General features: G+C 67.5%; 25 protein-coding genes and 1 tRNA gene. 16 read left to right on the forward strand and 10 right to left on the reverse strand.

The window, feature by feature from the left end; translation table 11 throughout:
* The first annotated feature begins 91 nt into the window (after window positions 1-91).
* From rplU to ASC59_RS03430, 10 genes are all read left to right on the forward strand, one after another.
* Window positions 92-400: a 50S ribosomal protein L21 gene (gene rplU / locus ASC59_RS03385; protein WP_056163075.1), complete on the forward strand. Its 309-nt coding sequence runs from the start codon at window positions 92-94 to the stop codon at window positions 398-400.
* 19 nt (window positions 401-419) lie between these two features.
* Complete coding sequence (gene rpmA, locus ASC59_RS03390) at window positions 420-677, forward strand: 50S ribosomal protein L27 (protein WP_055818357.1); 258 nt, start codon at window positions 420-422, stop codon at window positions 675-677.
* A 107-nt stretch (window positions 678-784) separates the two neighbouring features.
* Window positions 785-2,323, forward strand: a complete 1,539-nt coding sequence (obgE, locus tag ASC59_RS03395) for a GTPase ObgE (protein WP_055818359.1) — start codon at window positions 785-787, stop codon at window positions 2,321-2,323.
* Window positions 2,320-3,102 (forward strand): glutamate 5-kinase, encoded by a 783-nt coding sequence (gene proB / locus ASC59_RS03400; RefSeq protein ID WP_055818361.1) that lies wholly within the window; start codon window positions 2,320-2,322, stop codon window positions 3,100-3,102. The genes obgE and proB overlap by 4 nt, the downstream gene beginning before the upstream one ends.
* A gap of 29 nt (window positions 3,103-3,131) precedes the next feature.
* Window positions 3,132-4,400 carry a glutamate-5-semialdehyde dehydrogenase gene (locus ASC59_RS03405; protein ID WP_055818364.1) on the forward strand — a complete coding sequence of 423 codons (1,269 nt, stop codon included), beginning with the start codon at window positions 3,132-3,134 and terminating at the stop codon, window positions 4,398-4,400.
* A gap of 59 nt (window positions 4,401-4,459) precedes the next feature.
* On the forward strand, window positions 4,460-4,672 hold the full coding sequence (locus tag ASC59_RS03410) for a hypothetical protein (RefSeq protein ID WP_055818366.1): 213 nt from the start codon (window positions 4,460-4,462) through the stop codon (window positions 4,670-4,672).
* 23 nt (window positions 4,673-4,695) lie between these two features.
* On the forward strand, window positions 4,696-5,295 hold the full coding sequence (gene nadD, locus ASC59_RS03415) for a nicotinate-nucleotide adenylyltransferase (protein WP_055818368.1): 600 nt from the start codon (window positions 4,696-4,698) through the stop codon (window positions 5,293-5,295).
* Window positions 5,292-6,701, forward strand: a complete 1,410-nt coding sequence (locus ASC59_RS17120) for a hypothetical protein (RefSeq protein WP_055818370.1) — start codon at window positions 5,292-5,294, stop codon at window positions 6,699-6,701. Before nadD ends, ASC59_RS17120 begins: the two co-directional genes overlap by 4 nt.
* 40 nt (window positions 6,702-6,741) lie before the next feature.
* Window positions 6,742-7,119 (forward strand): ribosome silencing factor, encoded by a 378-nt coding sequence (gene rsfS, locus ASC59_RS03425; RefSeq protein WP_055818372.1) that lies wholly within the window; start codon window positions 6,742-6,744, stop codon window positions 7,117-7,119.
* Window positions 7,120-7,194: 75 nt separating this feature from the next.
* Window positions 7,195-7,267, forward strand: a tRNA-Ala gene (locus ASC59_RS03430).
* A 76-nt stretch (window positions 7,268-7,343) separates the two neighbouring features.
* On the opposite strand, the gene ASC59_RS03435 is transcribed toward ASC59_RS03430, so the two are convergent.
* The gene (locus tag ASC59_RS03435) at window positions 7,344-8,192 is read right to left on the reverse strand and encodes a YhjD/YihY/BrkB family envelope integrity protein (protein WP_082513365.1); all 849 of its coding nucleotides are present in this window, start codon (window positions 8,190-8,192) and stop codon (window positions 7,344-7,346) included.
* A 234-nt stretch (window positions 8,193-8,426) separates the two neighbouring features.
* On the opposite strand from ASC59_RS03435, the gene ASC59_RS03440 reads away from it, so the two are divergent.
* Complete coding sequence (locus ASC59_RS03440; protein ID WP_055818377.1) at window positions 8,427-9,161, forward strand: alpha/beta fold hydrolase; 735 nt, start codon at window positions 8,427-8,429, stop codon at window positions 9,159-9,161.
* A 77-nt stretch (window positions 9,162-9,238) separates the two neighbouring features.
* On the forward strand, window positions 9,239-9,616 hold the full coding sequence (locus tag ASC59_RS03445) for a cupin domain-containing protein (protein ID WP_055818379.1): 378 nt from the start codon (window positions 9,239-9,241) through the stop codon (window positions 9,614-9,616).
* A gap of 72 nt (window positions 9,617-9,688) precedes the next feature.
* On the opposite strand, the gene ASC59_RS03450 is transcribed toward ASC59_RS03445, so the two are convergent.
* Genes ASC59_RS03450 through ASC59_RS03465 form a run of 4 tightly spaced genes read right to left on the reverse strand, consistent with a single transcriptional unit; the run spans window position 9,689 to window position 13,177 of the window.
* Entirely contained in the window at window positions 9,689-10,321 is a 633-nt protein-coding gene (locus ASC59_RS03450) for a DNA-3-methyladenine glycosylase family protein (protein WP_055818380.1), read from the reverse strand.
* On the reverse strand, window positions 10,311-11,387 hold the full coding sequence (locus ASC59_RS03455; RefSeq protein ID WP_055818382.1) for a hypothetical protein: 1,077 nt from the start codon (window positions 11,385-11,387) through the stop codon (window positions 10,311-10,313). The genes ASC59_RS03450 and ASC59_RS03455 overlap by 11 nt, the downstream gene beginning before the upstream one ends.
* Window positions 11,388-11,399: 12 nt before the next feature.
* On the reverse strand, window positions 11,400-12,314 hold the full coding sequence (locus ASC59_RS03460; protein WP_055818384.1) for an alpha/beta fold hydrolase: 915 nt from the start codon (window positions 12,312-12,314) through the stop codon (window positions 11,400-11,402).
* Window positions 12,315-12,337: 23 nt separating this feature from the next.
* A complete protein-coding gene (locus ASC59_RS03465; RefSeq protein WP_055818386.1) occupies window positions 12,338-13,177 on the reverse strand; it encodes an alpha/beta fold hydrolase in 840 nt (279 codons plus the stop codon).
* 135 nt (window positions 13,178-13,312) lie between these two features.
* Here ASC59_RS03465 and ASC59_RS03470 point away from each other — a divergent pair, with 135 nt between their 5' ends.
* From ASC59_RS03470 to ASC59_RS03485, 4 genes are read left to right on the forward strand one after another with little or no spacing between them, the layout of a single operon-like run.
* The gene (locus ASC59_RS03470; RefSeq protein WP_055818388.1) at window positions 13,313-13,681 is read left to right on the forward strand and encodes a response regulator; all 369 of its coding nucleotides are present in this window, start codon (window positions 13,313-13,315) and stop codon (window positions 13,679-13,681) included.
* Window positions 13,678-14,358: a response regulator transcription factor gene (locus ASC59_RS03475; RefSeq protein ID WP_082513367.1), complete on the forward strand. Its 681-nt coding sequence runs from the start codon at window positions 13,678-13,680 to the stop codon at window positions 14,356-14,358. Before ASC59_RS03470 ends, ASC59_RS03475 begins: the two co-directional genes overlap by 4 nt.
* A gap of 8 nt (window positions 14,359-14,366) precedes the next feature.
* Window positions 14,367-16,856, forward strand: a complete 2,490-nt coding sequence (locus tag ASC59_RS03480) for a GAF domain-containing sensor histidine kinase (protein WP_055818391.1) — start codon at window positions 14,367-14,369, stop codon at window positions 16,854-16,856.
* Window positions 16,853-17,470: a pyridoxamine 5'-phosphate oxidase family protein gene (locus tag ASC59_RS03485; RefSeq protein WP_055818394.1), complete on the forward strand. Its 618-nt coding sequence runs from the start codon at window positions 16,853-16,855 to the stop codon at window positions 17,468-17,470. The genes ASC59_RS03480 and ASC59_RS03485 overlap by 4 nt, the downstream gene beginning before the upstream one ends.
* Window positions 17,471-17,506: 36 nt before the next feature.
* Here the strand turns inward: ASC59_RS03485 and ASC59_RS03490 are convergent, their stop codons facing one another.
* The 5 genes from ASC59_RS03490 to ASC59_RS03510 form a co-directional block, all read right to left on the reverse strand.
* A complete protein-coding gene (locus tag ASC59_RS03490) occupies window positions 17,507-18,019 on the reverse strand; it encodes a DUF2231 domain-containing protein (protein ID WP_235492559.1) in 513 nt (170 codons plus the stop codon).
* An 88-nt stretch (window positions 18,020-18,107) separates the two neighbouring features.
* Window positions 18,108-18,692 carry a hypothetical protein gene (locus ASC59_RS03495; RefSeq protein ID WP_055818396.1) on the reverse strand — a complete coding sequence of 195 codons (585 nt, stop codon included), beginning with the start codon at window positions 18,690-18,692 and terminating at the stop codon, window positions 18,108-18,110.
* A gap of 10 nt (window positions 18,693-18,702) precedes the next feature.
* Entirely contained in the window at window positions 18,703-19,851 is a 1,149-nt protein-coding gene (locus tag ASC59_RS03500) for a zinc-dependent alcohol dehydrogenase (RefSeq protein ID WP_055818398.1), read from the reverse strand.
* A 71-nt stretch (window positions 19,852-19,922) separates the two neighbouring features.
* Entirely contained in the window at window positions 19,923-20,876 is a 954-nt protein-coding gene (locus ASC59_RS03505; protein WP_055818400.1) for an SDR family NAD(P)-dependent oxidoreductase, read from the reverse strand.
* A 45-nt stretch (window positions 20,877-20,921) separates the two neighbouring features.
* On the reverse strand, window positions 20,922-21,803 hold the full coding sequence (locus tag ASC59_RS03510) for a manganese catalase family protein (RefSeq protein ID WP_055818402.1): 882 nt from the start codon (window positions 21,801-21,803) through the stop codon (window positions 20,922-20,924).
* Between the last annotated feature and the right edge of the window lie 97 nt (window positions 21,804-21,900).

Raw genomic sequence — 21,900 nt, forward strand, 5'->3', positions numbered from 1 at the left:
GCCAGGTCGGCTCGGATCGGTCAACCCAGCGGAATTTTCCCGTGAAACGAATCGGGGCTTCTCGGAGCCCCCCAGAGAATAGGTACGTAAAGTGGTTTACGCAGTTGTGCGCGCCGGTGGCCGCCAGGAAAAGGTCGAGGTCGGGACCATCGTCACGATGGACCGCATCAAGGCTGACAAGAACGGCAACGTCGAGCTCGCTCCGGTGCTGCTTGTCGATGGCGACTCGATCACCTCGGACGCCAAGTCGCTCGAGAAGGTGACCGTCACGGCCGAGGTCCTCAACGACCTCCGCGGTCCGAAGATCGTCATCCAGAAGTTCAAGAACAAGACCGGATACAAGAAGCGTCAGGGCCACCGTCAGGAGCTCACGCGCGTCAAGATCACCGGCATCAAGTAAGCCCTGAGGAGACTGACAGATGGCACACAAAAAGGGCGCAAGCTCCACCCGCAACGGTCGTGACTCGAACGCACAGCGCCTCGGCGTGAAGCGCTTCGGCGGCCAGGTCGTCGGCGCAGGCGAGATCATCGTCCGCCAGCGCGGCACCCACTTCCACCCCGGCGCCAACGTCGGCCGTGGCGGAGACGACACTCTGTTCGCTCTCTCGGCCGGTTCGGTCGAGTTCGGCAACAAGGGCGGCCGCAAGGTCGTCAACATCGTGGCGGCCGCCGAGTAGGCACCGCACGATTCGATGGACGCGAGGGCGGGCTTCGGCTCGCCCTTCCGTCTTTCCAGCGCTCGTCCGGTCGGACGCCGCGCACCCGATGTTCAGGAGAACCCAGCATGACCACCTTCGTCGACAACGTCACGCTCCACCTGCGTGCCGGTCATGGGGGCAACGGATGCGTCTCCGTCCGTCGTGAGAAGTTCAAGCCGCTCGCCGGTCCCGATGGCGGCAACGGCGGCCACGGTGGCGACATCATCCTCGTCGCCGACCCGCAGACGACAACCCTGCTCGGATATCACCGTGCGCCCCACAGGTCCAGCGCCAATGGCGGCCCGGGCATGGGCGACCACCGCGCCGGCGCCAACGGGGGAGACCTCGAGCTGCCCGTGCCGCTCGGCACAGTCGTCAAGGACCGCGAGGGCAACGAACTCGCCGACATGAGCGAGCCGGGCATGCGCTTCATCGCCGCCCCGGGCGGCCAGGGCGGGCTCGGCAACGCCGCACTCGCCACCACGAAGCGCAAGGCCCCGGGGTTCGCGCTCCTCGGCATCCCCGGCTACGAGGGTGATGTCGTCCTCGAGCTGAAGACCGTCGCCGACGTCGCTCTCGTCGGGTACCCGTCGGCTGGCAAGTCCAGCCTGGTCGCCGCCCTCTCGGCAGCGCGCCCGAAGATCGCCGACTACCCGTTCACGACTCTGCACCCCAACCTCGGCGTCGTGCAGGCCGGAGACGTGCGGTACACGATCGCCGACGTTCCCGGCCTCATCGAGGGCGCCAGCGAGGGCAAGGGTCTCGGGCTCGAGTTCCTGCGCCACGTGGAGCGCTGCACGGCTCTGCTGCACGTCCTGGACTGCGCGACCCTCGACCCGGGCCGTGACCCGATCAGCGACCTCGACATCATCCTCACCGAGCTCGCCGCCTACCCGGTACCCGAAGGCCAGAAGCCGCTCCTCGAACGCCCCCAGCTCATCGCGCTGAACAAGATCGATGTGCCGGAGGGCCGAGAGCTGGCCGACTTCGTCACCGCCGACCTCGAGGAGCGCGGCTACAGGGTCTTCGAGATCTCCACGGTGAGCCACGAGGGCCTGCGCCAGCTGAGCTTCGCCCTGGCGGAACTCGTCGAGCAGGGTCGCGCCGAGATCGCGGCCGAACCGGCACGCGAGCGCATCGTGCTGCGGCCGAGCGCTGTCAACGAGCAGGACTACACCGTCAAGGTGGAGGGCGGCTCCTACGGCGACATCTACCGCATCCTGGGCGTGAAGCCGGAGCGCTGGGTCGCCCAGACCGACTTCGCCAATGACGAGGCTGTGGGATTCCTCGCCGACCGCCTCGCCAAGCTGGGGGTCGAAGAACGCCTGTTCAAGGCGGGCGCCATCGCCGGTTCCACCGTCGTCATCGGCAAGGGAGAGGGCATCATCTTCGACTGGGAGCCCACTCTCACGTCGACGGCCGAGCTCATCACGGCTCCCCGTGGAACCGACTCCCGTCTCGACGGAGATCGTCGCCGCACCAGCGACGAGCGCCGGAGCACCTACTTCGAGCGGATGGACGCCAAGGCCGAGGCCCGTGCCGAACTCGAGCGCGAGCGCGAGGCCGGTCTCTGGAAGGACAGCGACCACACCGACGGAACCGCGATGGAGACCGAGGAACGGTGAGGATCACCGAGCGGGCGGACGTCCAGCGCGCGCGGCGCGTGATCGTGAAGGTCGGCTCGTCGTCGATCAGCGGCGACAACGCTGGACAGATCCCGCCGCTCGTCGACGCCCTCGCGGCGGCCCACGGGCGCGGGGTGGAGATCGTCCTGGTCTCCTCCGGCGCCATCGCCACCGGCATGCCCTACCTCCGGCTCCAGGAACGACCGACCGACCTCGCCACACAGCAGGCGGCGGCATCCGTCGGTCAGAACCTGCTCATCTTCCGCTACCAGGACAGCCTCGACCGCTACGACATCGTCGCCGGCCAGGTGCTGCTCACGGCAGGCGACCTCGAGGATGCGACGCACCGGTCGAACGCCCAGCGTGCCATGGCGAGGCTCCTCGACCTGCGCATCCTGCCGATCGTGAACGAGAACGACACCGTCGCCACCCACGAGATCCGCTTCGGCGACAACGATCGCCTCGCAGCCCTGGTGGCGCAGTTGCTCGACGCCGATCTCCTCGTGCTGCTCAGTGACGTCGATTCGCTGTACACGAAGCCGCCGCAGGAGCCCGGAGCCGAGCGCATCGCCACCGTCGCCTACGGCGATGAGCTCGACGGCGTCGTCTTCGGGTCGACGACGGTGAACAGCGTGGGCACCGGGGGAGCCTCGACCAAGGCCTCCGCGGCCAGGCTCGCCGCAGAATCCGGAACCGCCGTGCTCGTCACGTCGACCGCCCTGGTTCACGAGGCACTCACCGGGGCCGACGTCGGCACCTGGTTCTCGCCCGCGGCGTAACGTTTCGGCGGCTGCCCTAGGCTTGATCCATGCCTGAAACGGATGCCGCCCTCCCCGGATTCGAGGCGCGCCTCGACGACGCACGCACGGCGTCGTTCGCCCTCGCCGTCGCGACGACGGCGCAACGGAACGACGCACTGCACGCCGTCGCAGCCCACCTCCGCGGGGCCGCTCACGATGTCATCGCCGCCAACGCGCGCGACCTCGACGCCGGACGCGAGAACGGGCTCTCCGATGGGCTGCTCGACAGGCTCGCCCTGGACGGCAGGCGCGTCGAAGCGTTGGCCGCAGCCGTGGAGCAGATCGCCTCGCTCACCGATCCGGTCGGAGAGGTCGTGCGCGGCAGCACCCTGCCCAACGGTGTTCGCATCTCCCAGGTCCGCGTGCCGTTCGGCGTCGTCGGGGTCATCTACGAGGCGCGACCGAACGTGACCGTCGACATCGCGGCTCTGGCGCTCAAGAGCGGCAACGCCGTGGTGCTTCGTGGCGGATCGGCCGCAGAGAACAGCAACCGGGCGCTCGTCGGCCTCATCCAGGACTCCCTCGAGTCCGTCGGCCTGCCGCGCACGGCCGTGCAGACCGTCGACGACTTCGGTCGTGCCGGCGCCACGGCGCTCATGCAGGCCCGCGGATACGTCGATGTGCTCATCCCTCGCGGCAGCGCGGACCTCATCAACACCGTCGTCGCCGAGTCGAAGGTGCCCGTCATCGAGACCGGTGCCGGCGTCGTGCACATCTTCCTCGACGAGAGCGCGACGCAGGACTGGGCGGTGGAGATCGTGCACAACGCCAAGACCCAGCGCCCCAGCGTCTGCAACACCGTCGAGACGGTGCTCGTGCACGCCGACGCCGCCGAACGCCTGCTGCCGTCGGTGCTCGGCCGCCTGACGGCATCCGGTGTCACAGTGCATGCCGACGAGCGGACGCGAGCCATCTGGCCAGACGCCACTCCGGCGACGGCCGAGGACTGGGGCACCGAGTACATGAGCCTCGACGTCACCGTCGGCGTCGTCGACTCGCTCGACGATGCCATCAGCCACATCCGCCGGTACTCCACGAAGCACACGGAGTCGATCATCACCAACGACCTCGGCAACGCCGAGCGCTTCCTCAACGAGGTCGACTCGGCCGCGGTCATGGTCAACGCGTCGACGCGATTCACCGACGGCGGAGAGTTCGGATTCGGCGCCGAAGTCGGCATCTCGACGCAGAAACTGCACGCTCGCGGGCCGATGGGACTGACCGAGCTGACGAGCACGAAGTGGATCGTGCGTGGCGATGGACAGGTGCGCAGCTAGCCGTACTAAGCTCTCGGACGGGGCGAAAAAGGCCGATTCGTCCGCAAAAGGAGAAACACATGACGTTCCTGACCACAATCCTGACCGAGACCGAAGCCGCGTCGACCGGCTTCCCGACGATCATCTTCGGCGTCATCGCGCTCGTGATCTTCGCCGCCCTCGGCTTCGTGGTGTGGAGCTTCCGCGACGTGGCCAACCGTCACGCGGTGAAGGCCGATGCATACGCTGCGGCGCATGGTGGCGGCCACGATACTCACGGCGGCGGACACTGACCGGAATCGGCTGAAGCCGACTCATGGACGAGTCTTCGCGTCGGCGCCGAGTGGGCGTCATGGGTGGAACGTTCGACCCGATCCACCACGGTCACCTGGTGGCGGCCAGCGAGGTGGCGCAGTCCTTCGACCTCGATGAGGTCGTCTTCGTCCCGACGGGCCAGCCGTGGCAGAAGTCCGCGGTGTCGACGGGGGAGCACCGCTACCTGATGACGGTGATCGCAACAGCGTCCAACCCCCGCTTCACGGTGAGCCGGGTCGACATCGATCGCACGGGCCCGACCTACACGATCGACACCCTGCGCGACATCCGGGCGGCCCGCCCGGACGTCGAGTTGTTCTTCATCACGGGGGCAGACGCCATCGCGCAGATCCTCACCTGGAAGAACGTGCACGAGCTCTGGGAGCTCGCCCATTTCGTCGCTGTGAGTCGCCCGGGACACGACCTGAGCATTTCTGGATTGCCACAGGCGGACGTAAGCTTGTTGGAGGTTCCCGCACTTGCGATCTCATCGACCGCCTGCAGGGAACGGGTCAACCGGGGCTACCCGGTCTGGTATCTGGTACCCGATGGCGTGGTCCAGTACATCTCGAAGCACCATCTGTATCGGAGTGCGGCATGACGACGTGGCAGGATCAACCGCCACTGACGCGCAGACAGGCGCGTGAAGCGGAGCGTTCGCAGGAGAGCGCAGCTTCGCCGAGCCCTCTGACCCGCCGCGCCGTCACCACGGAACCGACCGCCGGTGGAGACGCCCCGCAGCTGGTCACTCCCTACTCGGGCCCCGGCGAGACCGATGGCAACGCCAACGAGGCCGACAGTGCCGACGCCGAGAAGAGCGCGTACGACGCCGTCCTCTCCGCTCGTCCCGCAGCGCCCAACTACTCCGGCTCGTCATTCGCTGCAGGAAGCCTGACCACAGCGCCCCCAGCACCGCCGCAGGCTCCTGCCGACGCCGCGCCGAGCGAGACGCCGTCCTTCACCACCGCGACATCTGCCGCGACGCCCGAGTTCCGTCAGCGTTCCTACGCCCCCGGCGGCTCGGCCGGCCTGCAGGCCGGAACGTCCACCCCGGTCTCAGGCACCGAATCGGTCGACGCCGAGACGGATGCCGCCGGCGAGGCCGAGGGCGTGCCGCTGCGCACCCTCACTCGACGTGAACTGCGCGCGATGCTCGCCGAGCAGGAGGCGGCATCCGCGGCGGAGTCGGCGACCGAGGTCGTCGTGTCGACGCCGACCGCCCAGCCCGACGCCGAGCCGACGGCATCCGACACCGGACGACGCGTCACCTGGGCGCCTCCGCTGCCCGAGTCCGAAGCGGAGAATCGCCCGGTCTGGGAGACGGCGCAGACCGGCCTCTCGCTCCCGCCCACGGTCGCGGTACCGGTCATTCCCCCGGCGGCGCAGGTACGCCAGGCGGAAGCCCCTGTTGCCCCAGTCGCTCCGGCGCCTGTCACCACTCCTCCCGTCGCCTCACCGTTCGATTTCGGGCACACCGACGACGTTCTTCCTCCGAAGCCGATCGGACACTGGTCGATCGACGCCGACCACGAGGACGACCGCGACGTCACCGGTGCCCAGCCGTCGTTCGACCAGTTGCTGTCCCGAGGCATTGCCGCGGGCGGTGTGTCGGCCGGGGGAGTTCCCACGACGACGAGCGCCCTGATCCTGCCGTCCATCCCGCAGAGCGGCGACGGCGCCGTCGCCCTCACCACCGGCGAGGTGCTGGTCACGGGCTCGTTCGACCTGCCCCGGAGCCTCGGTTCGACAGGTGCTCACCCCGATCGCATCGACTCGTCGGAGATCGATCGTCTCTTCGAACTCGAGGATGCCGCCCCGGCGACGGGCGCCCAGCCCATCCGTGCCTCACGCGCCGTGAGCGGACACACCTCGACACGCGACGTCATCCAGCCTCCGCAGAAGCAGAGCCGCTGGACCGTCCCCTTCATCCTCTCCATCTCTGCGGGCGTCCTCGCCGTGGGCGTCGTGGCCCTCATCATCGCCGGACTCGTGTCCGGCATCTTCTGATGCGCCGACAGCGCATCTCTTCTCATCAAGGAATCTCCTCATGCCTGCCACCGAACGCGCCATCGAACTCCTGAACATCGCCGCCCGTGCGGCCGACTCGAAGTCGGGTGAGGACCTCGTCGGTCTCGACACCTCCGGCCCGCTGCCCTTCGTCGACGCATTCCTCATCGTCACCGGAAATTCCGAGCGCAACGTCGTCGCCATCGCCGGTGCCGTCGAGGACGAGCTCCTCGCCGCCGGTGTGAAGAGCATCCGCCGCGAGGGTCGATCGGACGGACGCTGGATCCTGCTGGACTTCGGCGACATCGTCGTGCATGTCTTCCACCAGGAGGATCGCCAGTACTACGCGCTCGAGCGCCTCTGGAAGGACTGCCCCGTGGTGCCCCTCGAGCTGCCCGTCCACGACACGCGCGACTGAGTCGGCTCGATTTCACACCGCCTCGCGAGTGTAGTAATCTAATCAAGTTGCTTCCGGAGGAATCCGGAAGAGAACGGGTCTGTGGCGCAGCTGGTAGCGCACCTGCATGGCATGCAGGGGGTCAGGGGTTCGAGTCCCCTCAGATCCACCGAAGCCCCTGATGAACATCACGTTCTCAGGGGTCTTTTCTGTCAGTGCCGGATTCCGAGTCCGTGCAGCGGACGCTACCTGCCGGTATGAGGCACGCCACTGGACCTGCGCCAGGCTCGGCCGGCGAGGGTCAGGCTCGCGGTGCGCCCCACGGTCACCGCGATCAGCAGGATGCAGGACAGCACCAGCAGCCACCCGATATAGGTGAAGGCCATGCCGAGCACGCCGAATCGCATGGCGGAGTCTGCGAGAATCGGCGGAAGGAACAGACGGCCGACAACTCCGGCTGCGGCGAAGCCGACTCCGGCGAGAAGGGACCCCGGCAGGAGGTCTCGCAGGCTGACGAGTCGATCGATCACGATCCACGACGTCACCCACCACAGGGTGCTCCAGATGGCCGCCTCGGTGATGAACTCGAGGAGCGGAATCACGCCGTCTCCTCGCAATATGGTTCGAGCGGCGACCACGAGGCCGATTCCGACGACCACGATGACGATGCCCGCGACCCACCGCCACCCGAACCTGATCCCGGCGGGCGGGGTGTGCCAGATCGTGTGCAGGGTGCGCTCGAGGGCTCGCGAGAACGAGGTCGCCGCGATGACGAGGAGCACCACCCCGATCACTCCCGTCGCCCGCAACTCCTGAGCTCCACCGGGCAGTGACTTCTGAAGGATCTCCGCCGTGACGCTGTTGAGACCGAGATGTTCGGCGAAGATCGGCCCGCTCTCCGGGCTGAGGCTCGCCCGCACGGCGCCGGCGACGATGAGGATCGGCAGGATCGCGGTGAACGCGTGGGCAGCGAGGGTCATCCCCCGATCGACGAATTGCATGCGGCCGAGATCGCGAGCGACGCGCATGGCGAATCGCCCCGATGCTGACCTGGCGCCGCGCCGCGCCACCCGTTCGACAGTCCAGCGAGCCATAGTAGGCACCCTACGACGTGTGCGCTTGGTCCGGGCAGACGAGGTCGAGAGCTCGCGAACCGTGGGGTTCTCCGGAAATCTTCTCCGGCTGCCCGGCGCGCGCTTCGTGGCATGGCCGAGGAGGCTCAGAGGACACTCGAGCGAGTCATCCCGAGAGCCTGTCGACGGCGCGACGGGAGCGGCACTCGTGCATCATGACGGCGGCCGCTGCGCTGCCTCGGAGGAGACGAAGAGATGAGCATCACCGAACAGTCCGAATCCAAGCCGACGGTCGTGCTGGTGCACGGCGCCTTCGCTGAGTCGTCGAGTTGGAGCGGGGTGATCACGAGGCTGCTGGATGACGGTTTCCCCGCCATCGCCGTGGCGAATCCGCTTCGCGGTGTCAGCTTCGACTCGGACTACCTGCGCGCCACGCTCGCCGACATCAGTGGCGACATCGTGCTCGTGGGTCATTCCTACGGCGGCACCGTGATCAGCGGCGGCGGGACCGGCAACCAGCAGGTGAAGGCCCTCGTGTACATCGGAGCCTTCGCGCCCGACGCTGGTGAGACGCCGGGGGATCTCGCCGGGAAGCTCCCCGGATCCACGCTGGCGGAGACTCTCACACAGGTCCCGTTGGCAGACGGAGGGGTGGACCTGTACATCAAGCAGGACGACTATCGCGCGCAGTTCGCCGCGGATTCGTCGGCGGAGGTGGCGTCGGTGATGGCGGTGACGCAACGCCCGATCCTGGAGTCCGCGTTCGGAGAGGCGTCCGGCGAGCCCGCCTGGAAGTCGATTCCATCCTGGTTCCTCTTCGGCGAGCTCGACAAGAACATCCCTGCCGCCGTGCACCATTTCATGGCCGAACGTGCCGGTGCCCGGAAGACCATCGAGCTCGCCGGGGGATCGCACACTGTCGGCATCCCGGAAGCCGCCCAGGTGTTCGACCTCATCCGCGAGGCCGCGGAAGCGACCGCCCGCGATTGAACGCGTTCCGGCCGGCCACAACGAACGCGACCAGGTCGGAGACGTCACCCCCGAGTCAGCGAGCAAAGGAAATCGCCATGAACGAGTCACAGTCTTCTCCCGATCGTCCCGACGTGGATGCCGACGAACTGAGGGGGAGGCTCAAGCGCACCGAGATCCAGCACAGCTCGTCCTCCATTCCCGGACGCGACATCGTCCAGGTGCTCACCGAGATCCCGGTCGACGTCTCATCGGGCTGGCATCACCACCCCGGCGAGGAGGTGGGCTACATCGTCGCCGGCAAGGTGCGGATGGAACGCGAAGACGGAGCCACGCAGATTCTCAGCGCAGGCGACGGGTTCCTCATCCCTCCGGGAGTCCCGCACAATGCGACGGACCTCGGCCCGGACACGGGGCGGATGCTGTCGACCTACATCGTGGAGACGGGCAAGCCCATCGCCACCCTGGAGCAGTGATCCCGCCGGATGCGCGGCATCAAGAACATCCGGCGGCTGTAGGGACGCACCATCCGTGCACCCCGCTTCGCGTCACTTCAGCGAGTGCCAGAGGAGGGTCGAGGCGAGGGTCCGGTATGGCGACCACTCCGCACCCCGCTGACGGACCTGCTCGATCAGGGGCACGTCGGGCAGGCCATAGGCGCGTTGCACTGCCATGCGGATGCCGAGGTCTCCCGCCGGCAGGACGTCGACGCGCCGCAACTGGTGGATGAGGAACATCTCCGCACTCCAGGGCCCGATGCCTTTCACGCCGGTGAGGGCCGCGGTGACGTCGCCATCGCTCACGGCATCGAGGTCGTCGATCGCGATGTCACCCGTCGCCACAGCGGTTGCGAGGTTGCGCAGGTAGGCCGCTTTGGAGTGGGACATCCCGAGCGCCCGCATCGCGTCGACGTCGAGGGCGAGCACCCCGGCTGGGGTCGGCGCTCCGCCGAGTACGACGACGAGCCGGTCGTAGATGACCAGAGCCACCGTGATCGAGATCTGCTGGGCCACGATGTGCAGTGCCATTCCCGCGAAGTTGTCGCCTGCTGTGCGACCTCCGTCGGGGAAGGCGAACGGGTCGGGAGTGCCGACCCTGGTGATCAATCCGCCCAGAATCGGGTCGCGGCCTCCCAGGACGGCATACCCCTCTGCGACTCGGTCCGTGGCTTCAGTGCTCATGGGTCACCTCCGATGTGGGAGCGCTGCGCTCGTCCTGTGATGGCGTGTCGGATGCTGTGCGCTCGACAGCCGCATCGGCCGCCGCCAGTCGAGCCACGTCGTCTCCGGTTCCTCGAGCGCGGCTGCGCCACTCCGCAACGGATCTCACCGCGATCGAGAGGATGAGGATCGAGACGATGCCGAGCGCGATGACGACGACGACCTGCCAGCCCGCGAAGCGGGACAGGCCGGAGAGGATGATGATCTGGCTGGCGATGGCGGCAGTCGAGAAGGTGAACGACCAGAAGCCGAGCGAGAAGGTCAACCGACGGTAGGTCGGCAGCAGGGCGAGCTGGATGAGCACCATGAAGACCGTCGATCCGAACAGGACCACGGTGAGCACATCGATCACCCGCCCGTTCAGCGCGAGCCAGGCCATGCCGCCGACGGCAGGCGGAGCCGCGAGGATCGCCAGTGTCGGCATCAGGGGATCCGGCAGGGGATCGACCACGGCGAGGCGGGCGAGCACGATCGTGAAGACCACCACCCAGAACAGCGCCCCCATCCCGAATGCGGCCATCGCCAGGTCGGTGTTTCCGATCACCGCGGCGGCTTCCGCCCCGATGAACCCGGCGGCCACGGTGGGAAGGAGGAATCCGCCGTGGATGGACCGGGCCGGGACCGGCCTCCGGATCCACTGGGCGATCAGCCACGCGCCGAACAGCGCCGATCCCGCGGCTCCCGCGTACACGAGGATCGTGCCGACTGTCGGCAGGGTCGGAACCAGGTGCGCTCCGAACAGCATGATGGTGATGGGAACGATGGCCGCAACCGGTCCTTGGGCCGGCTCGCGAAGCTGAACGAGTACCGTCTCGGCAGCGCGGTGCCCGCGGACAGCGTGTGCGATGAGCAGCCAGATCAGCGCGCATCCGGCCAGAATCCAGAACGGTTCAGCGCTCCAGCGCGGCCATCCGAACGCCGCTGCGGCAGAGGACCAGCAGCCGGCGAGACCCACGAGCCCGAATGGAATGGCCAGCGTGTTCAGGGGTATCCGAGGAGGGATGCGCTGGCCGGCAACGGAGGTCATCGCATCACCACGCTAGGCGGATGCGGATGTCGATGCGGGGATGCTCCGCAGGAGATCGAGGAGCTCCTGCGCCACCTGCTCCGGCTGATCCTCGACCAGGAAGTGTCCGGCGTCGAGGCCCCGGGCGCGGAGGTCGGTTGTCCAGGGTCGCCAGACGGCAGCGACATCGCCGTAGAACCTGGGCAGCGCACCCGACGCGCTCCAGAGCACGAGCATGGGACAGCCGATCCGACGCCCGTGGGCCGAGTCGACATCGTCGTGTTCGCGGTCGATGCCTGCGCCGGCCCGGTAGTCCTCGCAGATCCCGTGCACGACTGTCGGATCGTCGAGTATCGCCCGATACTGCGCCATGTGTTCCGAGGGGTACCGGCCTTCCGCGCGACCGAGCCCCAGCATCCGGACGTGGTGCTCGAAGAAGGCGTCAGGGCGCGCGTTGATGAGATCCTCGGGGAGGGGCGCCGGCTGCGCCAGGAAGGCCCAATGCCAGTACGTCAACGCCATCTGCGCGTCTGCACGTGACCAGACCTCACCGGTCGGGACCACGTCGAACGCCCCGCCGGCCGAGATCACCTCAGGATGGTCCAGCGCCATCCGGTAGGCGATGCGGCCGCCGCGGTCGTGCCCGGCCACGGCGAACGAGGGGAAGCCGAGATCTCCCATCACCTCGACCAGGTCATCGCCGATGGCCCGCTTCGAGTAGGTGCTGTGATCGGTGACCGTCTCAGGACGGAAGGACCGCCCGTAGCCGGGGAGGTCGACCACGACGACGGTGTGGTCGTCGGTCAGATGGTCGACGACCGCGTGCCACATCACGTGCGTCTGCGGATACCCGTGCAGAAGCAGGAGCGGAGGACCGTCCCCACCCGTCAGGGTGTTGATGCTGCCGCGCGGAACATCGACGAGACGGTTCGTGAACTTCTCGAACATGGCTGCTGGTCCACCCGCGCCGGTCAGGACGGATCGGCGAGGAATCGCAGGAGCTCGCGGTTCACCTCGGCTGTGTGCGTGACGGGATTGATGTGCGGTCCGCCGTCGATCTCGACGTAGCGCGCCGCAGGCAGGGCTTCGTGGGCCCGTCGTCCCTGGCCGTCGATCGACAGGATGCGGTCCGCTGTCCCGTGCACGATGAGCGCGGGAACATCGAACTTCTCCAGGTCGGCGGAGAAGTCCTCCAGCCAGGTCTGCGGGCACGCCCAGGTCGCGTAGGGAGACGCATCCGCGCCGGCAGACCACATCGCTCGAACCGTGTCCTCGCTGACGAGGGTGCCCTGGTAGTCATCGAGATTGAGGAAATTGCCCATCATCCCGGTGAGCCAGGCGAATCGGTCGTCGAGGATGGCCTGCTGCACGCCGGCGACACCGGAGGCGTCCACGCCCTTCGGGTTCTCCGGGGTGAGGGCGAAGGTCGGAGTGAGGCTCTCGATCATCACGGCGCTGGTCAGTCGCTCCGTGCCGAACTTCCCGATGTACCGTACCACCTCGCCGGTGCCCAGTGAGAAGCCGACGATGGTGGCGTCGCGGAGGTCCAGGGTTCGCATCACGACGTCCAGATCGGCACTCAGCGTGTCGAAGTCGTAGCCAGTGATGGGCGCGCTCGATCGCCCGAAGCCGCGGCGGTCGTAGGCGATCACCCTGTAGCCCGCGTCGAGCAGCGGATGGAGTTGCGGTTCCCACGAGCGGGCGTCGAACGGCCAGCCCGCGAGGAGCACGACCGGCCGGCCGGTGCCCTGATCCTCGTAGTACAACTCGATCGGGGCGGAGTTCTCCTCGCCGACGGTGACGGTGCTCACAATGATCTCCTGGGGCAGTGGATGGGTGACACAGTCAGCCTGTGCCGGTCTCGCAGGCACCACATCACGGCAAACCCGAGAAGATTTCCGGCAAACCCTACAGTCCGGGCGGTCGGCTGGTTGGACGATGGGAGCATGGCCGTGACAGTTCTGATCGTCGATGACGATGCACGGTTCCGCGACTTGGCGAGGAGAATGCTCACTATCTGGGGATATCGACCCGAAAGTGAGGCAGGCAGTGTGATCGAGGCATTGCAGCGAGTGGCGGAATCACCTTCCGACGTCGCGCTCGTCGACATCGGCCTTCCCGATGGCACGGGGCTGGAGCTGAGTGCGATCCTCACCGGTGCGCCCTGGTGGATGCGCGTCGTGCTCGTCTCCTCAGACAGCGACGCGACGACGACCCGGAACGCCACCGCGGCCGGAGCGCTCGCGTTCATCCCCAAGACCGAGCTGTCGAGCACGGCGCTCGACGCTGTTCTCGGTGACGGGGCGAGATCGTGACTGAGCACCGGCGGGGTGAACCCGTGCGGGTGTGCGTCGGTGAGGATGATCTCCTGTTCAGGCAGGGCGTGGTCAGGGTCCTCACCGACGGGGGACTGGTCGTCGTCGCCGAGGCAGACAACGCCGTCGACTTCCTCACGGAGACACTCGTCCACAGACCGGACGTGGCCGTTGTCGACATCCGGATGCCCCCGCACCGTGATGACGACGGACTGCGCGCAGCGATCGAGCTGCGCGAGCGCATCCCGGACATGGGGGTGGTGCTGCTCACGCAGTACTGCGATCCCGAGTTCGCCGTCGAACTGATCGGAGACCGGCCGGAAGGTGTCGGTTACCTCTTGAAGGAACGCGTCGGGGACATCGACGAGTTCGTCTCAGCCGTGACCCGGGTGGCGCGGGGCGGCAGCGCGCTGGATTCCGAGGTGATCGCACGCATGCTGCGCCCACGGCCGATTCCCGAGGAGCTCGCGCCGCTGACCCCCCGGGAACGGGCCGTTCTGGCTGCGATGGCCGAGGGGCTGTCCAATCAGGGGATCGCACACGCGCTCCTGATCAGCAGTGCTGCGGTCGAGAAGCATGTCACCGCCGTCTTCCGCAAGCTGTCCATCACCTCCGACGGGGCCGAACACCGTCGCGTTCGGGCAGTGCTCCGGTACCTGACCGCTCAACGAACCTGAAGCGACGCATGTCCGACAGCACTGATCACGCATCGCGTCTCCGGGTCGAACTGCGTCCGGCGATCTTCGGGACCGACGTCGAACGCGAGGAGATCAAGCGCCTCGTCGAGAAGGAGCGAGCGCTCCGCGATGTGGCCGACCTGATAGCCCACGCCGGTGCCGACGTCGACATCATCGCCATCATCGTTCGCGAGGCATCACGGCAGGTGCACGGCCTGCCTGTGACCCTCACCCGGTTCGTCGGACAGAGGGAGCTGCTGGTGCTGGCGTCTCCGGACGGACCGGCGACAGCCGGCATGCGCATAGTGTTCGAGACCGACACCCTGCCCGACCGGGTCCTCCGCACCGGGGTTCCGTTCCGGGTCGACGACTATCGGAGCCAGCCCGACGCCGAAATGGCGAAGCGGTTCGGCAATGTCGCCGGTGTCGCAGTCCCCATCGTCGTGGAAGGTCGGGTGTGGGGGATGTTCTTCATCAACTCGGCAGTCGGGCCGCTGCCGCCGGAGACGGAGAGCCGCATCTCCGCCTTCGCCCAACTCGTGACGGCTTCGTTCGACAGCATCGAAGCCCGCAACCAGCTGCGCGGAGTGGCCGAGCACGACGAGACGATGCGCTCCATCCAGCAGGATGCCGCGGCGTCGCTCGCCGAGCTCGCGGCGCGGATGGTCACCTACGCGGCGAGTCTGGACGGAGTCGAGCACGCAACCCTGACGCTCGTCGGAGGCGTGAGGGTCGCCGCGGGGAATCCCGTCGTCTCCATCGGCAATTCGCCCGTCCGGCCGACGGAGACAGTGACCTTCCCCGTGACCGCGCAGCACGACTCGGTCGGGGCCCTCGAGATCGAGACGACCCTTCCCGTGTTGCCCGGGCAGACCGATCGCTATCTGACCGATCTGAGCGAAGTCACCGGGCGGATCGTGCTGTCGGTCACGAACCGGCAGCAGCTGAGCGAACTCATCGGCGAGCAGGCGTCGCTGCGACGCATCGCCGAGGTCGCGGCTCGGGGAGTGCCGCGAGCGGGCCCGATGGACGACATCCTCGCCGCGATCTGCAGGGCTGCATCCGATCAGCTCGGCGGGCAGGAGATCACGCTGCTCCAGTTCGAGGATGCCGACACGATCGTGGCGGTCGCGACCCACGGTGGCCCGGTCCCGCCGGGTGTCCGGGTGAGCCACCCCCGAGGATCCCTCTCCGATCTCGTCGCCCGCACGAAGTCCGCCGTGCGGGTCGACGATTTCGATGCGTTGCCGAGCGCGGAGATCGTGCGCCGGTACGGCATCCGTGCCGGTGTCGGGGTTCCGATCCTCATCGAGGATCGCCTGTGGGGCGCATTCGTGTCCACGTCGCCGACCGGGCCGCTGCCCCCGGACACCGAGCGCAGACTCGAGGGATTCGCCCAGCTCACCTGGTCGGCCATAGCGAACACGGAGGCCCGGGAGAGCCTGCGCCGTCTCGTCGATGAGCAGGCAGCACTGCGTCATGTCGCGGAGCTCGTCGCGCGGGAATCGCCCCTGCCGACGGTCTTCGATGCTGTGGTGGATGAAGCGGCTCGGGTGGTGGGTGCCTCGTCGGCTGCCATCGTGCAGGCAGCCGGCGGTGGCGACGATCGCGTGGTCGCCGAGATCACCCCGCTCCCGAAGGAAGGGGCCCATCGTGCCGAGTTGCCCATCCTGGTCAACGGTGAGCGGTGGGGGACTCTCGCCGTGACGTCGGATGCGCACAGCCGCGTCGATGGCCGGGACCGTCTCAAGCCGTTCGCCGACCTCCTGGCGGCGGCTGTGGCCAACGCCGATCATCGGGACGGCCTCACGCTGTCCCGTGCCCGCGTGATCGCCGCGGCGGACGAGGCTCGCAGACGCCTCCAACGTGACGTTCACGATGGTGCCCAACAACGTCTCGTTCACACGATTCTGATGCTCAAGCTGGCCCGTGACTCCGCGCGCGCCGGACAGGACATCACGGAACTGCTCGCCGACGCACTCTCGAATGCGGAAGACGCCAACCGTCAACTCCGCGACGTCGTGCGCGGCATCCTCCCCGCAGCACTCACGCGCAACGGCCTCGCCGCAGGCATCGAATCGCTCGTCGCCGACGTGCCGACGCCCGTGCACCTCGAACTCGATGTTCCTCGGCTGCCTGCAGCCATCGAGACGACGGGCTACTTCGTCGTCGCTGAAGCGATCACGAATGCCGTCAAGCATGCGGGGGCCACGAGCGTTGGTGTGCGCTGCACGCTGTCGGAGGATGCCGAGATGTTGATCCTCGCGATCGAAGACGACGGGGTAGGCGGCGCAGATCCGTCGAACGGGACGGGCCTGACCGGATTGAAGGACCGCATCGAGGCGAGCAACGGGACGATCGGCATCGAGAGTCGACCGGGTCGGGGAACCCGCATCGTCGCCCGCATCCCACTCGGGCCGACTGGAGCGAGGCAGTCGCCCACGGCACCGAGATCAGCGGACGACTCCAGGCGTGAGGAACAGGGGAGCAGTCGATGAGCAGACAGTACGGATGCATCGCATTCACCGACGATGTGCGGGGCGTTCAGGCCGACTACGGCAGTTCCGGGTTCTACGACAGGATGAGCCGCCGGGCGGACGGCTCGGAACAGCTCGACCCGCTCGGTCCGCAGGAGAAGGCCTTCCTGACCGAGCGTGACGGCTTCTATCTCTCCACTGTCGGCGAGACCGGATGGCCGTACGTGCAGTTCCGCGGAGGGCCGCCCGGCTTCCTGCAGGTGAGAGACGACAACACGATCGCCTGGGCCGATTTCAGGGGCAACCTGCAACACGTCTCGACGGGCAATCTCGTCGGTGACCGACGCGTCGCGATGATCGCAGTGGACTACCCGAGACGCCGACGGCTCAAGCTCTTCGGCATGGCGCGGGTGATCCGGGTGGAAGACGACCCCGCTCTCGTCTCCGCCGTCGCGGTTCCCGGCTACGACGCCGTCGTGGAGGCGGCCATCGTGGTGACGGTGACCGCCTTCGACTGGAACTGCCCGCAGCACATTCCCCGACGTTTCACGCTCGACGAGGTGGAGCAGCGGGTCGCCCCGTTGCGAGCTCGGATCAGGGAGCTCGAAGACCGTCTCGCCGCGGTGGGCGGATGACCGGAGTTTCCGTACGCCGCGGCCCTCCTCCGGCCGTCAGCGCCGGAAGCCCTCGGCCTGCTTGTCGTCCTCCGCTGCCACGCGCACCCCGTAGCTGTAGGCGAGCTTTCCGCCAAGCCATCCCGACACTCCTACCGCGGCCAGGCCGACGACGGTGAGCACCAGGCCGACGACATTCGTCTCATCGTGGTCGGATGCCGCTCGCACCCAGTAGTTGACCGCGAACAGCACGACGGCGCCGAGATTCAGTGCCATGTGGATGAGGGCGGTCCGCTTGGCGCGAGTGCCGGCGGGAATGACGAGGTAATCCAGGAAGCCCAGCACCGCAGCGAGCAGCGCTCCGATGACACCGATGGCGATGAGCACCTGTGCTCCGAGGACGAACGGTGCGGGATCCTCTGCCCCGAGGCCGATCAGGTCGAAGACGAGGCTCGCGATCCAGGTGCCGATCGGGATGGTGACGAGGATCGGATGGAACGGATGACCATAGGGGCCGGCCAGGGGAGTGCGTGGTCGTTTGGCCTGGTTCATCGGAGTGGTGGTGTGCACGGGTTCTCCCTTCGGGGGTGTGGTGGGGTGTCAGCGGCCGCCTCGACGGCGGCACGCGTGGTCGCGACTGGTGCGACTGGCGGCACCGTCAGCGGGACCGCCCTGCGATCCCGCGGACCATGCGGCGAGCCGTCACGGTGGTCGCGATGGCCGCGAGCAACCACGGTCCCGCGACGATGATCGGATCGAGCCACTGATGTGTGCGGTCGGCGCGGCGAGTGCCGAAGCGGGAGGAGAACCCGTGCCGACGCAACTCGCTCAGCACGCCGGTCTCGGTGATCGGGTTGTCCGGCCGCACGCTCGCGAAGGAGCGCAGGTGGCTCTCGACCGCATCGACACGGTCTCCCAGGATGAGCAGGAGCCAGTGAGCGGCACGGCCTTCGCTGTATCGCGCGTAGCTGATGCGGCGGATCATCCCGGATGCCCCCTTCAACGGTTGGGCGGTTCCGAAGACGGGCGGGAGCTGCGTATGCTCGATCGATCGTTCCCGGGGAGACGTCTCAGGCTGCCGAGGTGGGAAGTCCCCGTGCGCGCCGGTGCCTTCAGGTTGCCTCTGCTCCCTGGGGAAGGCCGGGCGGTTCATCGGGTCGAGGTCGACTCCCCAGCCCGGGATCGCGCGGCGGAGTTCGTCGACGTCGACGTGGTGCTCGTGAGGTGCGGATGTGTACGGCATGTCGTGCTCCTTACGCTGCGTTCGGCGTGATGACGGGCTTGATGCAGCCATCGAGTTTCGCTGAGAACATGTGATACCCCTCGGCGATGTCTTCGAGAGGGATGCGGTGGGTGATGACGTCGCTCGGCTTGAGGTAGCCGTTCTGGATGTGCTCGAACAATCGCGGCCACTGCCGCTTGACCGGGCACTGGTTGGTGCGCACCGTCAGCCCCTTGTTCATCGCGTCGCCGAACTTGACCGCACTGAACATGGGCCCGTATGCGCCCATGACCGAGACTGTGCCGCCCTTCCTGACCGAGTCGATCGCCCAGTTGAGTGCGATCGGTGATCCGCCCTGAAGCTTGAGCTTCGCCGCCGTGACGTGCTGGAGGAAGTTGCCGTCGGCCTCGGCGCCCACGGCATCGATGACGGCATCCGTGCCCAGTCCGTCCGTGGTGTGCTTCAGTTCGACGATGACATCATCGACCTGGGCGAAGTTGACGGTCTCGGCATGGGCGAAGCTCTGCGCCTTCTCGAGACGGTAGTCGAGGTGATCGACCACGATGACGCGCCCGGCGCCCATGAGCCAGGCCGATTTCGCGGCGAAGAGTCCGACCGGTCCGGCGCCGAACACCGCGACGGTGTCGCCCTGGGCGATGTCCGCGAGTTGTGCGCCGAAGTAGCCCGTTGCGAGCGCATCGGTGCACAGCAGCGCGTCCTCGTCATCCATCCAGTCCGGAATGAGACCCGGCCCGACATCGGCGAACGGCACACGCACGTACTCCGATTGCCCGCCGTCGTAGCCGCCGCAGGTGTGCGAGTATCCGTAGATCCCACCGACCGCGGTGGCATTCGGGTTGACGTTGTGGCAGTTCGAGAAGAGTCCCCGCTGGCAGAAGTAGCACGTCCCGCAGTAGATGTTGAATGGCACCATGACCCGGTCGCCCGGCTTCAGACGCTCGACCGACGAGCCCACCTCGGTGACTGTCCCGATGAACTCGTGCCCGAACGTGTGGCCGACCCGCGTATCGGGCATCATGCCGTGATACAGGTGCAGGTCGGAACCGCAGATCGCTGCCAGCTCCACCCTGACGATCGCATCGTTCGGATGCTCGATCCGCGGAATCTCCTTCTCCTCGACGCGGACCTTGTACGGCCCGCGGTACACCATCGCCCGCATGGCGATCCTCCTTCACATCGGTTCCGGTTCCACCCGGAGTCCTGCTTCTCCACTCGTCTGGCGCGGTTCCATCACGGGTGCGCCTCCTCGGACACCGGGATCGGTTCTCCGGCGTCCTCGGCTCTCATGCGGTCCCTGGCGCCACCGTCGACCCGCGCCGTACCGGCCATCGGCTCGTAGATAGCGCCCGTGGTGGGAGGAACCGCGCTTCCCTTCTTCGACTCCCTGTCGACGAGGTTCGCCGACAGGCGTTCCGTCGTATCGGGAAACAGAGCGTGGGACCGGGTGGACGCCTGCGCCTTCCACCCCACCCGCTGCTCCTCCTGCGGATCCGTGCACGCAGCGACGATCGCCTCCACCACGATCTCGGGGTCGTCCAGTGCGGCCATCCGCGGGGTTCGCCCGCTGTAGTTGGCTGCATGAGACCACAACGGCGTGTCGACGGCCCAGGGCATGATCGTTCCCACCCTGATGGTGTCTCCGTATCCGGCCAGCCTCAGTTCCTCGTTCAGGGACCGGCTCAGGCTCAGAACGCCCGCCTTGGTCGCCGCATAGCTCGACTGGAACGCGAGCGGAACCTCGCTTTCGACCGAGCCCACGTTCACCAGCACGCCGTCGCCCTGAGCCGTGAAGCGACGAAGCGCCGCGTGAGCGCCGTGGATCAACCCCGTGAGGTTGACCTCGACGATCCTGGCGTGGTCCTGGATCGGGATGTCCCAGAACTGGCCGATCGCCACGATGCCGGCGTTGTTCACCCACACGTCGATCCGTCCGAACCGCTCGACCGCCGCAGCCGCAGCCGCTTCGACTGCGACCGGGTCGCTGACGTCGGCCCCTACGGCGAGGGCTTGCCCGCCCTGACCCTCGATCTCTCGCTGCAGGTCGAGCAGAGCCTCGAAGCGACGTGCGACGAGCACCACACTCGCTCCGAGCCCGGCCAATCGAAGCGCTGCCCCGCGACCGAACCCGCTCGACGCTCCGATCAGGACGACTGTCTTCCCACGCACCTCCGGGTCCCCGCTCATCTCCTGAGTCCCTCCGTAGCGGCTGACGGCAGTGACGTCATCGGCTCATTCCTTGTGCAGGGCGTCCTGCACGCGGCCGGCCGCCTTCTCCACGATGTTCGGCAGCTCAGTGGTGCCGTACAGCCGCGAGTCCGGGTGAGTGGGCGGGGGCATCGGCACCGAGCTGGTCGGCCCGTCGTGGTAGCTGAACTCGCCCTTGCCGTCTGGAGTCGGTCCGCTCGCCCAGGTGCCGTCGGCAGCTGTCGCGCCGTCGCTGAAGTTCAGGTACTGGTACGCCACGTCCCGGTCCTCCTTGCCGAGCGGGAAGTTGCTGGGCACGGGGAGGTCCTCTGCCCCTTCTGCACGAAGCTCGGCGGCAGCGGCCATCCACTGGTTCTGATGCATCGTGTCGCGGGCGAGCAGGAACGAGAGCAGGTCACGCACCCCGTGATCGTCGGTCATGTGGTACAGCCGAGCGACCTGCACACGACCCTGCATCTCGGCATTCGCGTTCGCCGTGAAGTCGGCGAGCAGGTTGCCGCTGCCGGTCAGGTAACTGCCACTCCACGGGTTGCCGTTGCTGTCCACGGCACGGGCACCGGCCCCGGCGACGATGGCGTGCTGCACGTCCATGCCGCCGACCACCGCTGCCACCGTCGGGTCATCCTGCACGGCGTCCTTCGTGACACCCAGAGGCGCCTTCTCCAGCAACTGAGCGATCATGATGGCCAGCATCTCGACGTGGCCCATCTCCTCTGCGCCGATGCCGAAGACGAGGTCCCGGTACTTGCCGGGGATGTGCATGTTCCAGGCTTGGAACTGGTACTGGAGCGCCACCGTGATCTCGCCGTACTGCCCCCCGAGCACCTCCTGCAGCTTGCGGGCGTAGACGGCATCCGGTGCGTCGGGCGTCGCCTTGTGCTGCAACTCTTGACGGTGGAAGAACATGGACAACCTCCTCGTTCGCCGCCGGATCAGGTCAGCCACCGTGGCTTGTCGACGGGACGATTCCAGTCAAAGCCCGAGATTCGAAGGGACCTATGGG

This window comes from Leifsonia sp. Root1293 (assembly GCF_001425325.1).
Lineage (GTDB): Bacteria > Actinomycetota > Actinomycetes > Actinomycetales > Microbacteriaceae > Orlajensenia.

What these genes read in the sequence shown, in the direction of transcription:
- ASC59_RS17120 (WP_055818370.1), top strand. Translation starts at nt 5,292, where the DNA reads ATGACGACGTGGCAGGATCAACCGCCACTGACGCGCAGACAGGCGCGT.
- rpmA (WP_055818357.1), top strand. Translation starts at nt 420, where the DNA reads ATGGCACACAAAAAGGGCGCAAGCTCCACCCGCAACGGTCGTGACTCG.
- ASC59_RS03505 (WP_055818400.1), bottom strand. Translation starts at nt 20,876, where the DNA reads ATGAGCGGGGACCCGGAGGTGCGTGGGAAGACAGTCGTCCTGATCGGA.
- ASC59_RS03445 (WP_055818379.1), top strand. Translation starts at nt 9,239, where the DNA reads ATGAACGAGTCACAGTCTTCTCCCGATCGTCCCGACGTGGATGCCGAC.
- ASC59_RS03495 (WP_055818396.1), bottom strand. Translation starts at nt 18,692, where the DNA reads ATGCCGTACACATCCGCACCTCACGAGCACCACGTCGACGTCGACGAA.
- ASC59_RS03470 (WP_055818388.1), top strand. Translation starts at nt 13,313, where the DNA reads ATGGCCGTGACAGTTCTGATCGTCGATGACGATGCACGGTTCCGCGAC.
- obgE (WP_055818359.1), top strand. Translation starts at nt 785, where the DNA reads ATGACCACCTTCGTCGACAACGTCACGCTCCACCTGCGTGCCGGTCAT.
- ASC59_RS03460 (WP_055818384.1), bottom strand. Translation starts at nt 12,314, where the DNA reads ATGTTCGAGAAGTTCACGAACCGTCTCGTCGATGTTCCGCGCGGCAGC.
- nadD (WP_055818368.1), top strand. Translation starts at nt 4,696, where the DNA reads ATGGACGAGTCTTCGCGTCGGCGCCGAGTGGGCGTCATGGGTGGAACG.
- ASC59_RS03500 (WP_055818398.1), bottom strand. Translation starts at nt 19,851, where the DNA reads ATGCGGGCGATGGTGTACCGCGGGCCGTACAAGGTCCGCGTCGAGGAG.
- ASC59_RS03440 (WP_055818377.1), top strand. Translation starts at nt 8,427, where the DNA reads ATGAGCATCACCGAACAGTCCGAATCCAAGCCGACGGTCGTGCTGGTG.
- ASC59_RS03410 (WP_055818366.1), top strand. Translation starts at nt 4,460, where the DNA reads ATGACGTTCCTGACCACAATCCTGACCGAGACCGAAGCCGCGTCGACC.
- ASC59_RS03480 (WP_055818391.1), top strand. Translation starts at nt 14,367, where the DNA reads ATGTCCGACAGCACTGATCACGCATCGCGTCTCCGGGTCGAACTGCGT.
- ASC59_RS03485 (WP_055818394.1), top strand. Translation starts at nt 16,853, where the DNA reads ATGAGCAGACAGTACGGATGCATCGCATTCACCGACGATGTGCGGGGC.
- ASC59_RS03455 (WP_055818382.1), bottom strand. Translation starts at nt 11,387, where the DNA reads ATGACCTCCGTTGCCGGCCAGCGCATCCCTCCTCGGATACCCCTGAAC.
- ASC59_RS03405 (WP_055818364.1), top strand. Translation starts at nt 3,132, where the DNA reads ATGCCTGAAACGGATGCCGCCCTCCCCGGATTCGAGGCGCGCCTCGAC.
- ASC59_RS03510 (WP_055818402.1), bottom strand. Translation starts at nt 21,803, where the DNA reads ATGTTCTTCCACCGTCAAGAGTTGCAGCACAAGGCGACGCCCGACGCA.
- ASC59_RS03435 (WP_082513365.1), bottom strand. Translation starts at nt 8,192, where the DNA reads ATGGCTCGCTGGACTGTCGAACGGGTGGCGCGGCGCGGCGCCAGGTCA.
- ASC59_RS03450 (WP_055818380.1), bottom strand. Translation starts at nt 10,321, where the DNA reads ATGAGCACTGAAGCCACGGACCGAGTCGCAGAGGGGTATGCCGTCCTG.
- rsfS (WP_055818372.1), top strand. Translation starts at nt 6,742, where the DNA reads ATGCCTGCCACCGAACGCGCCATCGAACTCCTGAACATCGCCGCCCGT.